The organism is Streptomyces sp. NPDC006516, from assembly GCF_040611875.1.
GTDB lineage: Bacteria > Actinomycetota > Actinomycetes > Streptomycetales > Streptomycetaceae > Streptomyces.
This window is the reverse complement of sequence record NZ_JBEXPD010000011.1, coordinates 205,359-217,413: the sequence shown is the minus strand read 5'-3', so window position 1 is coordinate 217,413 and position 12,055 is coordinate 205,359. Positions and strand designations below refer to the sequence as shown.

Annotated in this window: 15 protein-coding genes and 3 pseudogenes; 10 read left to right on the top strand and 8 right to left on the bottom strand. The window is 69.1% G+C overall.

The window, feature by feature from the left end:
- Positions 1 to 102: 102 nt before the first annotated feature.
- Positions 103 to 765, bottom strand: a complete 663-nt coding sequence (locus ABZY45_RS26560) for a hypothetical protein (RefSeq protein WP_356743815.1) — start codon at positions 763 to 765, stop codon at positions 103 to 105.
- A gap of 1 nt (position 766) precedes the next feature.
- On the opposite strand from ABZY45_RS26560, the gene ABZY45_RS26555 reads away from it, so the two are divergent.
- Complete coding sequence (locus tag ABZY45_RS26555) at positions 767 to 1,036, top strand: GlsB/YeaQ/YmgE family stress response membrane protein (protein ID WP_356743672.1); 270 nt, start codon at positions 767 to 769, stop codon at positions 1,034 to 1,036.
- Between the two features lie 325 nt (positions 1,037 to 1,361).
- Complete coding sequence (locus ABZY45_RS26550; RefSeq protein ID WP_356743670.1) at positions 1,362 to 1,697, top strand: hypothetical protein; 336 nt, start codon at positions 1,362 to 1,364, stop codon at positions 1,695 to 1,697.
- Between the two features lie 148 nt (positions 1,698 to 1,845).
- Here the strand turns inward: ABZY45_RS26550 and ABZY45_RS26545 are convergent, their stop codons facing one another.
- Complete coding sequence (locus tag ABZY45_RS26545; RefSeq protein ID WP_356743668.1) at positions 1,846 to 2,010, bottom strand: hypothetical protein; 165 nt, start codon at positions 2,008 to 2,010, stop codon at positions 1,846 to 1,848.
- 60 nt (positions 2,011 to 2,070) lie between these two features.
- Between ABZY45_RS26545 and ABZY45_RS26540 the strand changes: the two genes are divergently transcribed.
- Positions 2,071 to 2,235 (top strand): hypothetical protein, encoded by a 165-nt coding sequence (locus ABZY45_RS26540; protein WP_356743666.1) that lies wholly within the window; start codon positions 2,071 to 2,073, stop codon positions 2,233 to 2,235.
- A gap of 51 nt (positions 2,236 to 2,286) precedes the next feature.
- Here the strand turns inward: ABZY45_RS26540 and ABZY45_RS26535 are convergent, their stop codons facing one another.
- Positions 2,287 to 2,682 carry a DUF6281 family protein gene (locus ABZY45_RS26535; protein ID WP_356743664.1) on the bottom strand — a complete coding sequence of 132 codons (396 nt, stop codon included), beginning with the start codon at positions 2,680 to 2,682 and terminating at the stop codon, positions 2,287 to 2,289.
- Positions 2,683 to 2,829: 147 nt separating this feature from the next.
- Between ABZY45_RS26535 and ABZY45_RS26530 the strand changes: the two are divergent.
- Positions 2,830 to 3,128 (top strand): annotated as a pseudogene (locus ABZY45_RS26530) (SMI1/KNR4 family protein); the annotation flags it as partial.
- A gap of 38 nt (positions 3,129 to 3,166) precedes the next feature.
- Here ABZY45_RS26530 and ABZY45_RS26525 read toward each other — a convergent pair.
- Entirely contained in the window at positions 3,167 to 3,649 is a 483-nt protein-coding gene (locus ABZY45_RS26525; protein WP_356743662.1) for a hypothetical protein, read from the bottom strand.
- A pseudogene (locus ABZY45_RS26520) lies at positions 3,646 to 4,047 on the bottom strand (transposase); the annotation flags it as partial. The gene ABZY45_RS26525 and the pseudogene ABZY45_RS26520, both read right to left, overlap by 4 nt.
- Before the next feature lie 44 nt (positions 4,048 to 4,091).
- On the opposite strand from ABZY45_RS26520, the pseudogene ABZY45_RS26515 reads away from it, so the two are divergent.
- Positions 4,092 to 4,337 (top strand): annotated as a pseudogene (locus ABZY45_RS26515) (SMI1/KNR4 family protein); the annotation flags it as partial.
- A 193-nt stretch (positions 4,338 to 4,530) separates the two neighbouring features.
- Here ABZY45_RS26515 and ABZY45_RS26510 read toward each other — a convergent pair.
- On the bottom strand, positions 4,531 to 5,289 hold the full coding sequence (locus ABZY45_RS26510; protein ID WP_356743660.1) for a MerR family transcriptional regulator: 759 nt from the start codon (positions 5,287 to 5,289) through the stop codon (positions 4,531 to 4,533).
- Positions 5,290 to 5,335: 46 nt separating this feature from the next.
- Here ABZY45_RS26510 and ABZY45_RS26505 point away from each other — a divergent pair, with 46 nt between their 5' ends.
- Complete coding sequence (locus ABZY45_RS26505) at positions 5,336 to 5,815, top strand: DUF6194 family protein (RefSeq protein ID WP_356743812.1); 480 nt, start codon at positions 5,336 to 5,338, stop codon at positions 5,813 to 5,815.
- Between the two features lie 128 nt (positions 5,816 to 5,943).
- On the opposite strand, the gene ABZY45_RS26500 is transcribed toward ABZY45_RS26505, so the two are convergent.
- Positions 5,944 to 6,741, bottom strand: a complete 798-nt coding sequence (locus tag ABZY45_RS26500; protein ID WP_356743658.1) for a hypothetical protein — start codon at positions 6,739 to 6,741, stop codon at positions 5,944 to 5,946.
- Between the two features lie 156 nt (positions 6,742 to 6,897).
- A complete protein-coding gene (aztA, locus tag ABZY45_RS26495) occupies positions 6,898 to 7,599 on the bottom strand; it encodes a zinc ABC transporter ATP-binding protein AztA (protein ID WP_356743656.1) in 702 nt (233 codons plus the stop codon).
- A 65-nt stretch (positions 7,600 to 7,664) separates the two neighbouring features.
- Here aztA and aztB point away from each other — a divergent pair, with 65 nt between their 5' ends.
- The 4 genes from aztB to aztD are packed head-to-tail and all read left to right on the top strand — an operon-like array spanning position 7,665 to position 11,967.
- Entirely contained in the window at positions 7,665 to 8,546 is an 882-nt protein-coding gene (gene aztB, locus ABZY45_RS26490; protein ID WP_356743654.1) for a zinc ABC transporter permease AztB, read from the top strand.
- Complete coding sequence (locus tag ABZY45_RS26485; protein WP_356743652.1) at positions 8,543 to 9,763, top strand: hypothetical protein; 1,221 nt, start codon at positions 8,543 to 8,545, stop codon at positions 9,761 to 9,763. The genes aztB and ABZY45_RS26485 overlap by 4 nt, the downstream gene beginning before the upstream one ends.
- Positions 9,760 to 10,722: a zinc ABC transporter substrate-binding protein AztC gene (gene aztC, locus ABZY45_RS26480; protein WP_356743650.1), complete on the top strand. Its 963-nt coding sequence runs from the start codon at positions 9,760 to 9,762 to the stop codon at positions 10,720 to 10,722. Before ABZY45_RS26485 ends, aztC begins: the two co-directional genes overlap by 4 nt.
- 51 nt (positions 10,723 to 10,773) lie before the next feature.
- The gene (gene aztD / locus ABZY45_RS26475) at positions 10,774 to 11,967 is read left to right on the top strand and encodes a zinc metallochaperone AztD (protein ID WP_356743648.1); all 1,194 of its coding nucleotides are present in this window, start codon (positions 10,774 to 10,776) and stop codon (positions 11,965 to 11,967) included.
- Positions 11,968 to 12,055 lie beyond the last annotated feature (88 nt).

The window sequence follows — 12,055 nt, the reverse complement described above, 5'->3', positions numbered from 1 at the left end:
CTGTCATGGGAAGCGGAAGAGGCGATGCTCGAGACCGACTGCGACAAGTTCGAGAAACACCTCGGTCCCTGTCCACACAGCAGTCTTCTCTCCACCCTGCTGTCAGCCTTGGCGTTCCTGTGCCTCCTTCGGTGGGCGGCGGGCCTCTGCGAGAGCGTTGCGGACAGCGAGGCGGCCGGCTTGCAGGAACGCCCGCGGGTGGGAGTCGACCGGGTGGAAGCGCATGCGCCGCAGAACCACCGCTACCGCTGGAGGCAACTCGAGTTGCAACTGGGTGAGTTCGTCGCGTACCCCCCTCTCCACAGCGGCCCGGCAGTCGGCCTGCCACTCAGGATCGTCGTCGCCTTGCACGACCAGATCAACGGCCACCTCGAAGACGACGCCTGCCTCCCACGGTTCGAAGTCCACCGTGACCTCCGCGAAGTCGGAGGGGCAGCTGGCCTGCCTCGCGAAGACGGCTCGCACACCTTTGATCGGGTGAGGGGGGAAAGTTTCAGCGTCGGATTTCACAGGATGACGATAGCCAGCGAGCCCTGCCGAGCAGTTACGTCGGAGAGAAGTCAGAGAGCTGCAATCCCCGCCGCGCTCTCCGCTCGGGCATCCTGTCCGCTCGGGCAGCCCGCGGCCCTGATCCGAAGCCGGCCTCACTGTCGGCACCCTCTCCCGCTCACCGCGACAACCGGCTGTGCGATCAGTGTTTGAAAGCACCGGGACGGTAAAGACGGTCTTTGACACCGTCCTTACACCACCAGGTAGGAGAGGCATTATGGGCATCATTGCTTGGATCATCATCGGGTTGCTCGCGGGCCTCATCGCCAAGGCGATCATGCCGGGCAAGGACCCGGGCGGCATCATCATCACCATGCTCATCGGCATCGTGGGCGGTCTGCTCGGAGGCTGGCTCGGCAAGGTCATCTTCGGCGTCGACTCCATCGACGGCTTCTTCGACCTCTCCACCTGGATCGCCGCCATCGTCGGGTCGCTCATTCTTCTGGTGCTGTACCGCGTCATCGCGGGCAACCGCCGCCACGCCTGACCTGACGCCCGTCCCCACGAAAAGGCTCCGCCCTCCCAGGGCGGAGCCTTTTCGTGCACCAGGAGCACCGCGCCATCGCAGTGGACGCGGACAGCAACGTGGACCTGAGGCGAGCCGCGGCTTCGACTCGGTACTCGTCTCGCCCCAACACCAGCCGCGCCGAGCACGGCCCACCGCCGATTCACCGGTCCGCCCCTCGACCTCCCTCGGACTCACTCACATTGGGTATCCGCGCATGGACTGCTGAGTACGCGCACTCAGTCCACGGCACCCCTCCGGCGGCGAAGGTGGTGGCAGACCAGACCGCTGGAGAGGAAACACACACATGTCCCGCAGAACGAACCGGCCCGCCGCCTCCGTCCGCCCCAGGAGACTGCGCCTCCTCGCCGCCCTTGTGGGCGCGGCGGCGGTCGTGACACTCACCGGGTGTGCGGGAGTTGAGTACCGGGAGGCCATCTGCAGCGGCGGCGAGTACCCCGTCCTGTCCGTCGGCGGCACCGGCTCCGCGTGCGTGCCCGACGACGAGGAGCCGCCGGCAGGTTTCGCGCGGTACCCGGAGGGCAAAGTGCCGCAGCAAGTCGACGACAAGTGGGACGTGTACTGGGACACCCACACGCTCGACAAGGACGGCAAGATCATCGATGCGCCTGACGCGGGCTGAGTAGCCCCAGGGCCCACGCGCTGGACAGCCCCTCCGCCTCGGTTCCGGCCGCCACCGGGACGGGGCGGGCCGGAACCGAGTCAGTCGATGAGCGGCAGGGGATCCGCGCGGAGGGTGCCGTCACCGGGCTCGAACGGCCCCTGGCCACCTACTCCGTGGCGGCGGTGCGTTGCAACGTGAACCAGGCGGTGGGGACCGGGTTCGTTCCCGGGGTCACGTCGGTCAGCCGCCAGCCGGGGAACCTGGCGCGAAGTTCGTCGGCGGTCACCCCGGAGATCGGGTCGTCGAACGCCTCGGGTCCGTACCCGAACATCAGCAACCGCGCGCCGGGAGCGGCACGCCGGGTGAGGCCGACGGCGTAGGCGTCGCGGCGGTGCGGCGGGATCCCGGCATCGACACCGCCCGCGCCGCCGACCTGCTGTACGGCCTGCTCAGCCCGGAGTTGTACCTGGTCTTCGTACGCGACCGGGGATGGTCCCCCGAAGCCTGGGAGGAGTGGGCCTGCGCGTCCCTGACCGCACAGCTGTGCAACGCCTGACCGGATTGCACCTGCTCCGGCAGCGGGTGCCCGTCAGAGGGTCTTCCCTTGCTATGCGGCGTCGATCAGTTTCCGCACCTCGGGCGGGAGCGTCGAGCCGGAGTAGGAGACGACGAACACGACGTCGTCCGGTGAGTTCCCCACCGCGATCGCGACATCAGGAGCGACGCCTTCGACCCCGTAGGCGGTCTCCGTGGTTCCGGCCTCAGCGGTTTGCCCGTCGCCACCGGTGTCGTCGCACGGCGGCAGGGTGGCGGTGCCCAGTTTGCCCGTGACCGTGAAGTGCGCATTCGCGACGTCCTTATAGGTACGCCCTTGGTAGGTGAACTCCGACGCACAGGACGCCGCCCCCTCCACACCGCCGCCGTTGTCGGCGGTGCACCCGGCTGCCGTCACCACCACGACCACCGCCGACAGCCCGTCCGCATATCGCCCGAACCAGCTCACGAACGTCCCCCTCCAGTAGGTGCCCCTCTCCGCCGGACCGGATCACGCCGACCGCTCCGGCGGGAGTGTCGGGCATGGGACGTGTGAGGGGCCCGCCGGGTTCCGGCTCCCCGGGGCCTTGTCGCAGCGGGGTGATAGCAATGCGCCATGGACACCGAGCAAGCTGACGCCGCAGAACTGACAGCACTACGTGCGGCGTTCGGCGCAGACGACGGAGGCGAGTCGGCCCTCGGCTGGGAGGCGGGCCACGCCTTCGAGGCGGAGCACAGAATCGTTTGCCAGAGCCGTATCGGACCTTCGTGGCCGTGATCACGGACGGTGCGTACTCCGGACCGCCCGGATACGGGCTGCTGCCGGTGGCCGAGTTGCCCGACGACTGGGGCGGCGAAGAGCAGGCACGCGATCTGAGCAAGGCGTTCCCGCTGACCTACACAGTGGTGTGGGAGGAGGACCCGGGAGCAATAGTCAAGACTTGTGGATCAAATCAGTTCGGCGGTTGATCCAGCCGATGCATTCGTCGGCTCGCCGCGTTGCGGACTCGCCGGGTTCGTCCCCGTTCCGCGAGCAGGCCTAGAGCGTCGGGTGAGGTGATGATCTGCGCGGTCGTGGCCGTCCGCTGGAACCAGTCGGAAGCGGCGGTGAGTTCTTCGGCGGCCCATGGTTCGTCCATGGCGATGCTCCTGAGCAGGGTCCACTCGCGCAGGCGGCGGGTGAGGTAGTTCCGGCCCCCGACGACGGCGTCCATGGTGTGGGCCCAGGCGGGGAAGGCGGCGTCGGCTAGTAGCCGTGCTGCCCGGCGGTCCAGGTGGTGCACCACCGCGGCCTGCGCCATCGCCAGGTCCTGGTCGCGCAACACCGTTGCCACCAGATCGGCCTCCTCCGCTTCTGGAACAGCGTCGAGGGCCTGCAGGTAGTGCGCGTAGCGGTGGTGCTCGGCGGGTTCACCATCGTGCTGCGGGCCGGTCATGCGACAGCCTCCTCGGTCCGTTCGACGAGGATACCGTTTTCGAAGCGTGCTCCGGCGCGGACGAGGGTGACGAGGTGGGGTGCAGTGATCGCGCGCCAGCGTTGCTGGGCGGACTCGGCGAGCTTGAAGACCATGGCCAGAGTGGCGGCCGCGCTGCCCACGCCGCGGGTGACCTTGGTCCGGAGCTTCACCGTGGAGAAGGTCGATTCGATCGGATTCGTGGTGCGCAAATGAATCCAATGCTCGGCGGGGAAGTCGTAGAACGCGAGGAGTTCGCCCTCGCCGTCTGCGATCTTCTTGACCGCCTTGGGCCACTTCGTCCCGCAGGTCTTCGCGAAGTCCTTGACCGCCTTGGCGGCGTGGTCACGGTCCTCGGCGTGGTAGATCTCCTGCAGGGCCCTCTTCGCCACAGGTCTTGAGCATTGCTCAGGACCCGGACGGATTCGATGATCCCGACGAGCTCATCGAGCAGCTCCGCAACCACGGCTCGGTCGTGCTCGGTACCGATGGGTGCGCGATGAACTGGCATCTCGTCGTCAGCGGACCTCACCGAGGGTACGTCTGGCTGATCACCGACGTCGGAGCGGTCCCCTTCGGCGCGCAGTTCGGCTACACCACCGCCGCCTCCGGCTTCTCCGGCTGGGTCCGGCACTGGGCGGCGAACAACCCCTGGTACGACGCGGCGTGACTCCTAGGGACGCGGTGGGCGGATGCCGCCCGGAGGCAGCGGTCCTCCGCACCCCGGAGGTGACCCCGCTGCGAGCCGTTCGCTCCGGTAGCGGTCGGAGCACGGAGAGCGAACCGCGGCACTCGGTCCGGACCCGGCGATCACCCTGCTCACAGATGGCCGGACGGCCTACGCGGTCCGCGCATTGTGGGCTTCAGTCGCCGCTGGAGGGTCGCGCTTCCTGTACGGACGTGACGACGGCAGCCAGATCCGCGCCCGCCCGGAGCAGCGCGACGGTCCGAGCGGCGATCTGGCCGAGCCGCTGATGCAGGATGAGCGCCGCCTTCTCCAGCCCGTCGAGGCGGTGCAGGGAGGTCATGATCTCGCGCACCGCCGGAATTCCGTACCCCGCCCCGCGCAGGGCCGCGACGATGCGCGCCGCCCCGATGGCGGCGGGGCCGTAGCGGCGCACCTGCAGTGAAGTCACCCGCTCGGGGGTGACGAGGCCTTCCTGTTCCCAGAACCGCAGGGTGGAGGGACGCACGTCGAGCGCTTCCGCGAGCTGGGTGATCGTCATCGCGTCTCCGGCCGGCTCGTAGCCGTGTCCGTCCACCTCGGACTGGATCGCGCGCAGCGCCTGTTGGGCGTCGAGTGCTTCCTCTCGTTCCCGCGCGAGCCGGACGTGGACGGCGCCGACCGCCGATGCCGCCTCCGCGAGCGTCCCCGTTCGCAGTCCTGCGAGCAACTGCCTGGCCGCCACGGGCCCGGTGGCGCCCGCGAGCCCTCGGTAGGCGCGAAGGGCCTGCACATGCAGAGGCGTGTAGGAGCGGTAGCCATTACTCGACCGCGTGGCCGGCGGGATGACCCCCAGTCGCTCCAGGTCGCGAACCTGCTGTACCGAGTACCCCGACTCCCTGGCCACTTCGACGGTGCGGAGCGGTACCCGCCGGAGACCGCCCACCGGCTCATCCATAGCCAACCCCACATAAGCACGTGAACCAGATACTTGAACCATGAGTATGGAACAGATCATCGCGACCGCACGCACCCTCGACGGCGCGCTCGTGTTCACTCCTGAGCCGGGAAGCGCGTTTCCTGAGATCACGTGGGGGGACGCGTTCATCTACTACGCTCCCGACGGGCGCATGCCACGGAATGTCCAGCCGTACGCAACGATCGTCAGCAGGAACTACCCGGACGACACCGCTTCCGACCTGGACACCCCAGGCCGCCGGCGGGTGAACATCCACACCGGCCGTGCGACGTTCGTCGAGCTCACGGGGGAGGAACCGCGCGACCTCACACGGCCCCGCGACTACGCCGCCGTGGACAGCGTGATGCCCCACCCCGTGTACGGGGCGCTCGGCTGGATCTCGGTCGTCAACCCCGGCGAGCGGACGACGGACACGCTCGTACAGCTCCTGCGCGACGCTCACGAAGCGGCTCGCGCCCGGTTCGCGCGACGCCAGGACTCGGGAAGGCCGCCGGAGTACGGCTGATGCGTTCCCTGCCCTGGCCGGGAAGGCCGAACCGTCCGCGCCGGAAGGACTCTGCGCAGCGGTCACGATCACGCGAGGACGACGGGCGGACAAGGTGGGCCTGCCCGTCCCGGCGACGGCGCACTCTGCTACTCGCCCTCCCGGTAGCTCATGAACCAGTGGGTGTCGAAGTAGCGGGCCATCGTGAACGGGTGGTGCCGGTCGACGAGGATACGGCAGACGAACTCCGCGGCCGGGCAGTCGAAGTGGGCGAGCTCGCCGTCGAAGGTCTGGACCGTGACTCGCCAGCCGTCGGGATCGCCGTCGTCGGGCCGCCAGCAGTACCGGTTCTTGTGCTCGGTGCCCGCCCATGCGAGCAGACCGTCCTCTGCGAGGTCGGTCCACGGCTCCTGGTTCAGCGCGAGGTACGCGTCGAACGCGCCCTCCCCGAACGTCTCCACCATGCGCTTGTAGTCACCCGGAAGGCGCGTCCCCAGTCGCGACTCGGTCCGCGCCCAGTCGACGTCCGGCCGTCGCGGGGGCGCGGTCCAGGCGGTGATGCTCATGAGCCGCTCGACCCAGTCCACGTCCTCTCCGGGCACCGCCACGAGGGAGGCCGGCTGCCGCCTCGGCACGGTCGCCAGCACCGGCCGGGTGTCGCCTGCCGCACCCCTGGCCGTTCCCGCGCCGATCCACCGGTCCCTGTACGCCCAGGCCCGTATCGTCACCCCCCGGCCTTCGAGGAGAGCGAGAAGCGCCGCGCCGCACTCCTCGTCGACGGTGGGGTCGGCGAAGCCGTCCAGGACAAGGGTGCGCGGGGCACCGTAACGGCCGGTCAGCGACCTGACGAGCGCGTGCGGGTCGGTGCCCGGAGGCAGATGCAGATACCCGTGCGGGACGGCGAGTCCGGACAGCAGGTCACTGAGCGTCGACGGGGTGTGCGCCATGGGGCCATTGAAACGCAACGCACTGACAACGGACGGACTTAACCGGACGGCGGCAGCGGACAGGGCATCGCCCATTCCAGTCGTCGTCCGGTCGTCGCCGCTTCTCCGCACCCCCTCCGCCCCATCGACGGGAGGGCGAGGAGCGCCCGGCAGGCGTCACACCCGCTGAGGCAGCTGCCAGATCCGTTCGATCGCGTCACCGGTCAGAACCTCCCCGGGGTCGCCCTCCCCCCACAACCGGCCCTCCTGGAGCACCAATAGGTGACCCGCCCCCTTGGCCGCCCCGAGGTCGTGGGTCGCCTGCACGACCGTCACCCCCTCCTCGGTCACCTCGGCCAGTACATCCGCGATCAGCCGCTGCGCCGTCGCGTCCAGGCCGGTGGCCGGCTCGTCCAGCAGAAGCAGATCCGCTTCCTGCGCGAGCCCTTGGGCCACGAGCGCGCGCTGACGCTGACCGCCCGACAGTTCCCCCAGCTGCCGATGGGCGAGGGAACCGATGCCGAGCCGGTCCATGCTCGCCTCCACCACTTCCCGGTCCCGGCGCGACAGCCGTCGGTACAGCCCTCGATCTCCCCACCTCCCCATGGCCACGGCGTCCCGCACCGTCAGCGGCAGCGCATCGGCCGCTCTGCTGCGCTGCGTCACCAACGCCGGGCGCCTGGCGGTCCGATGCCGCACCTCGCCCGCTGTCGTCCGGATCACACCCGCGATCACCCCGAGCAGCGTGGACTTGCCCGACCCATTCGGCCCGACCACGGCAGTCGTGGTGAACGCCGGTATCTGCAAGGTGAGTTGATCAAGCACCGCACGGTTCGCATAACCGGCGGACACACCGTCGAGCCTTACCTGTCGCCGCATCCCGTGAACCTCTTCCCGCTGCGCAAATTGAAGTGATAATCATTTTCATTGTAGTGTCCCGCTCCATGGAATGGTTGACGGGCCCCTTCGAGGTGACCTTTGTCCTGCGGGCCCTGTGGGGCGGCATACTCGTGTCGCTGATCTGCGCCCTGGCCGGCACGTGGGTCGTCCTGCGCGGCATGGCGTTCTTCGGGGACGCGATGTCGCACGGCATGCTCCCCGGCATCGCTCTCGCCTCGCTGCTGGGAGGCAATCTGCTCGTCGGAGCCGCCGCGAGCGCTGCCGTCATGGCGCTCGGCGTCAGCGTCGTGGGCCGCTCCCCCCGCCTTTCGCAGGACACCAGCATCGGCCTGCTCTTCGTGGGGATGCTGTCGCTGGGCGTGATCATCGTGTCGCGTTCCCAGTCGTTCGCGGTCGACCTGACCGGCTTCCTCTTCGGTGACGTGCTCGCCGTACGCAGTGCCGATCTGGCCTACCTCGGGGCCGCCCTGGCCGTCGCGCTGGTGATCTCCGTGGTGGGCTACCGGCCGTTCGTGGCCCTGGCGTTCGACGAGCGAAAGGCGCACACGCTCGGACTTCGGCCGCGTCTCGCACACGCGGCTCTGCTGGCCCTGCTCACCCTGGCCATCGTCGCGTCGTTCCACGTCGTGGGGACGCTGCTGGTCTTCGGCCTGCTGATCGCTCCCCCCGCGGCCATGCTGCCGTGGGCCCGGCGAATCCCGGTGATCATGATCGGCGCCGCCTGCCTCGGAGCCTGCGCGACCTTCATCGGCCTGTTGCTCTCGTGGCACCTGCACACGGCTGCCGGGGCGAGCATCGCGGCAACCGCTGTCGTCCAGTTCCTGATCTCGACCGCCGCCTCCGGGCTCCGCACCCGGTGGGTGCGTTCCTCTCGCCCCGCCTCCACGACCGACCACCAGCACAGGGAATACGGACATCCGTCATGACACCCAGGAAGATCCGAACCACCACAGCACTCTCCCTCGCGGCTCTCACCGGCTTCGGACTCCTCGTCGGCTGCCAGAGCGGCGGCGACGCGAAGGCCCCGCCGAAGGCCGCGGCGAAACCCCACGGATATGTGGAGGGAGCCGAAGAAGCCTCCGAGCAGCAGTCCCGCCTCGTACTCGCCGACGCGGCCACCGGCAGGGTCGAGACTCTGGACCTGGTCACCGGGGACCTCACCCCGCTGGACGGCGCCGACGACATACAAGGGCTGCGCACCGACGGCCGGTTCGCGTACGTGAGTGCCGCCGGGGCCACGCACGCGGTCGACTCCGGTGCCTGGACGGTGGACCACGGCGACCACGTCCACTACTACCGCGCCGCCATCCGTGATGTGGGCGCCATCGCCGGGACGGGCACGGTCCGGATCCACAGCGATCAGGCCCTCACCGCTGTCTCATCCGCAGCCGGAACGAAGCTGTACGACCGCGCGGAACTCGAGGCCGGTTCAGTCCCTGCCGGCCGCGCGGTGACCGGCGCGGGCAGCGGACCCGTCGTCCCCTACAAGGAACACCTGCTCGTCACCGCGGTGGAGGCGGGGAAGGACACCGTCGAGGTCCGCGACCGGCAGGGCACACGAGTCACCTCGTTCGAGGAGCCGTGCGCCCAGGTACGCGGCTCAGCCGTCACACGGCGGGGCGTGGTGTTCGGGTGTGCCGACGGCGCTCTCCTGGTCAGCGAGGACAAGGGCACGTTCGACGCCGAGAAGATCCCGTACGGCACAGCGGTGAAGCCGTCGGAGCGGGCCGCCGGTTTCCACCACCGGGCAGGCAGCACCACGCTCGCGGCGCTGTCCGGCGATGACGCCGTCTGGGTCCTCGATGTCACCGACCGCACCTGGACACGCGTCGAGACCGGCCCGGTCCTGTCCGCCAACACCGCCGGGGAGGGCGCCCCCTTGCTCGCGCTCGGCACGGACGGCGTGCTCACGGCCTACGACACAGCCACCGGCAGGAGCGTCGCCCGCAAACAGCTCCTGACGGAGGGAGCCGAGTCCGAGGGCCCGGGATCCGTAGCCATCGAGGTCGACACCACTCGCGCGTACGTCAACGACGCCGCCGCCCGCAAGGTCCACGAGATCGACTACAACGACCGGCTCCGGGTCGCCCGCACCTTCGCCCTCGACTTCGCTCCGACGTACATGGTGGAGACCGGCCGATGAACGTCGATGCCACAGATGCCACATGCGCCCACAGGCGCTGGACGCCCAGGCGTCTCCTGCTCGCCTGTCTGGCCGGCGTACTGCTCCTGGGGGTGAGCGGCTGCGCGGGAAACGGGAAGGACCGGCCTTCCGTGGTCGTCACCACGAACATCCTCGGTGACATCACCCGCAACGTCGTCGGCGACGAGGCCGAGGTGACGGTACTGATGCAGGCCGACGCGGATCCGCACTCCTTCGGCATATCGGCTCCGCAGGCGGCGTCCATCGAGCAGGCCGATCTCATCGTCCACAACGGCCTCGGTCTGGAGGAGAACGTCCTGCGCCACGTGGTGGCCGCGGAGGAGGCCGGTGTCGCCACCCTGGCCGTCGGGGAAGGTGTCGACCCGCTCACCTACACGGCGGGCGAGTCCGCGGACCAGCCCGACCCGCACTTCTGGACCGACCCCGAGCGGGTCCGCAAGGCCGTCGAGCTCATCGCGGACGACGTCACCACGCAGGTACGGGGCGTCGACGGACCCACCATCGAGAGCAACGCGTCCGCCTACGCGGCGCAACTCACCGAACTCACCGGGTGGATGCGGAAGCAGTTCGACGAGATACCGCCTGCCCAGCGCCAGTTGGTGACCAACCACCACGTCTTCGGTTATCTCGCGCAGCGTTTCCAATTCCGGGTCGTGGGCGCGGTGATCCCGAGTGGCACGACGCTCGCCTCACCGAGCGCATCGGACCTCAAGTCCCTTGCCACCGCGGTCAGAACGGCTGGCGTGAAGGCCGTCTTCGCGGACTCCTCGCAACCCGACCGGCTGGCCCGGGTGCTCAAGCAGGAGAGCGGGATCGACGTCGACGTCGTACCGCTGTTCTCGGAATCCCTCACCGCGAAGGGGAAGGGAGCCGCCACCTACCTGGAAATGATGCGCGCCAACACCACGTCCATAGCCACCGGCTTGGACACCGCATAGCCACGTCGTCGCCCGTCACGGACGACGGCAACGAAAAGGAGACAACACACCATGAAGCATGGAGTACGCCCGAGGACGGCAGCTGCCGTCAGCGCCCTTGTCGCGGTTTCCGTCGCGCTCACCGCCTGCGGGGGCGACGCCGGGGAACCCGCGGCCAAGGCGGCGGACAAGCCGTCGGAGGCGCAGGCGCCTCTGGTCGCGGACCCGATCGTCACCACCTACGACGGGGGCCTGTACATCCTGGACGGCAAGACGCTCAAGCTCGCCGAGGACATACCCCTCGAAGGGTTCAACCGGGTCAATCCCGCGGGCGGCGACCGCCATGTGATGGTCTCGACCGCGACCGGATTCCGCGTGCTGGACGCGGCGGGCCGTAAGCTCACGGACGTCGAGTTCGAGGGAAGCAAGCCGGGCCATGTCGTACGCCACGCGGGCAAGACCGTCCTCTTCGCCGACGGCACGGGCGTGGTCACGGTCTTCGACCCCGAGGACCTCGGTGACACCGCACCGAAGACCGAGACGTACACCTCCGCCGCCCCGCACCACGGCGTCGCCATCCAGCTCGCCGACGACACGCTGGTGACCACCCTCGGCACGGAGGAGAAGCGAGTCGGCATCACCGTACTGGACGAGGACCGCAAGGAGATCACCCGCAGCGAGGAGTGCCCCGGCGTCCACGGAGAGGCGACCGCGCAGGGGGAGGCGGTCGTCATCGGCTGCGAGGACGGCGTCCTGATCTACAAGGACGGCGCGGTCAACAAGGTGAAGAGCCCCACGCCGTACGGCCGGATAGGCAATCAGGCCGGGTCCGACGAGTCGCCCGTCGTGCTCGGTGACTACAAGAAGGACAATGACGCCGAGCTGGAACGCCCGCAGCAGGTGTCGCTCATCGACACCGCGACGGGCACGATGCGGCTCGTCGACATCGGTACGAGCTACACCTTCCGCTCGCTGGCACGGGGACCGCACGGTGAGGCGCTCGTCCTGGGCACCGACGGCAGGATCCACGTCATCGACCCCGACACGGGCAAGGTGACCAAGAAGATCTCCGCCCTCGGTCCGTGGCAGGAGCCGTTGGACTGGCAGCAACCGCGTCCGGCGATGTTCGTGCGCGACCACACGGCATACGTCTCGGACCCGGCGAGCAAGAAGCTGCTGGCCATCGACATCGAGTCCGGCAAGCAGCTGGCCTCGACGATGCTGCCCGAAGCCCCCAACGAGCTGAGCGGCGTCAAGCAGCACTGACCTGCCACCGATGCACGAGGAGCGCGTTCCCGCCGGGCGGGGGCGCGCTCCTCGTGTGGTGGCCGGCGCCGCCGCTTCGCCGTGGGTT

Bases quoted from the DNA above. Each gene is read 5' to 3' on its own strand.
- ABZY45_RS26560 (WP_356743815.1), bottom strand. From the start codon at position 765: ATGCCTCTCCTACCTGGTGGTGTAAGGACGGTGTCAAAGACCGTCTTT.
- ABZY45_RS26550 (WP_356743670.1), top strand. From the start codon at position 1,362: ATGTCCCGCAGAACGAACCGGCCCGCCGCCTCCGTCCGCCCCAGGAGA.
- aztC (WP_356743650.1), top strand. From the start codon at position 9,760: ATGAACGTCGATGCCACAGATGCCACATGCGCCCACAGGCGCTGGACG.
- ABZY45_RS26485 (WP_356743652.1), top strand. From the start codon at position 8,543: ATGACACCCAGGAAGATCCGAACCACCACAGCACTCTCCCTCGCGGCT.
- ABZY45_RS26510 (WP_356743660.1), bottom strand. From the start codon at position 5,289: ATGGATGAGCCGGTGGGCGGTCTCCGGCGGGTACCGCTCCGCACCGTC.
- aztD (WP_356743648.1), top strand. From the start codon at position 10,774: ATGAAGCATGGAGTACGCCCGAGGACGGCAGCTGCCGTCAGCGCCCTT.
- ABZY45_RS26555 (WP_356743672.1), top strand. From the start codon at position 767: ATGGGCATCATTGCTTGGATCATCATCGGGTTGCTCGCGGGCCTCATC.
- ABZY45_RS26500 (WP_356743658.1), bottom strand. From the start codon at position 6,741: ATGGCGCACACCCCGTCGACGCTCAGTGACCTGCTGTCCGGACTCGCC.
- ABZY45_RS26505 (WP_356743812.1), top strand. From the start codon at position 5,336: ATGGAACAGATCATCGCGACCGCACGCACCCTCGACGGCGCGCTCGTG.
- aztB (WP_356743654.1), top strand. From the start codon at position 7,665: ATGGAATGGTTGACGGGCCCCTTCGAGGTGACCTTTGTCCTGCGGGCC.
- ABZY45_RS26545 (WP_356743668.1), bottom strand. From the start codon at position 2,010: ATGTTCGGGTACGGACCCGAGGCGTTCGACGACCCGATCTCCGGGGTG.
- aztA (WP_356743656.1), bottom strand. From the start codon at position 7,599: ATGCGGCGACAGGTAAGGCTCGACGGTGTGTCCGCCGGTTATGCGAAC.
- ABZY45_RS26525 (WP_356743662.1), bottom strand. From the start codon at position 3,649: ATGACCGGCCCGCAGCACGATGGTGAACCCGCCGAGCACCACCGCTAC.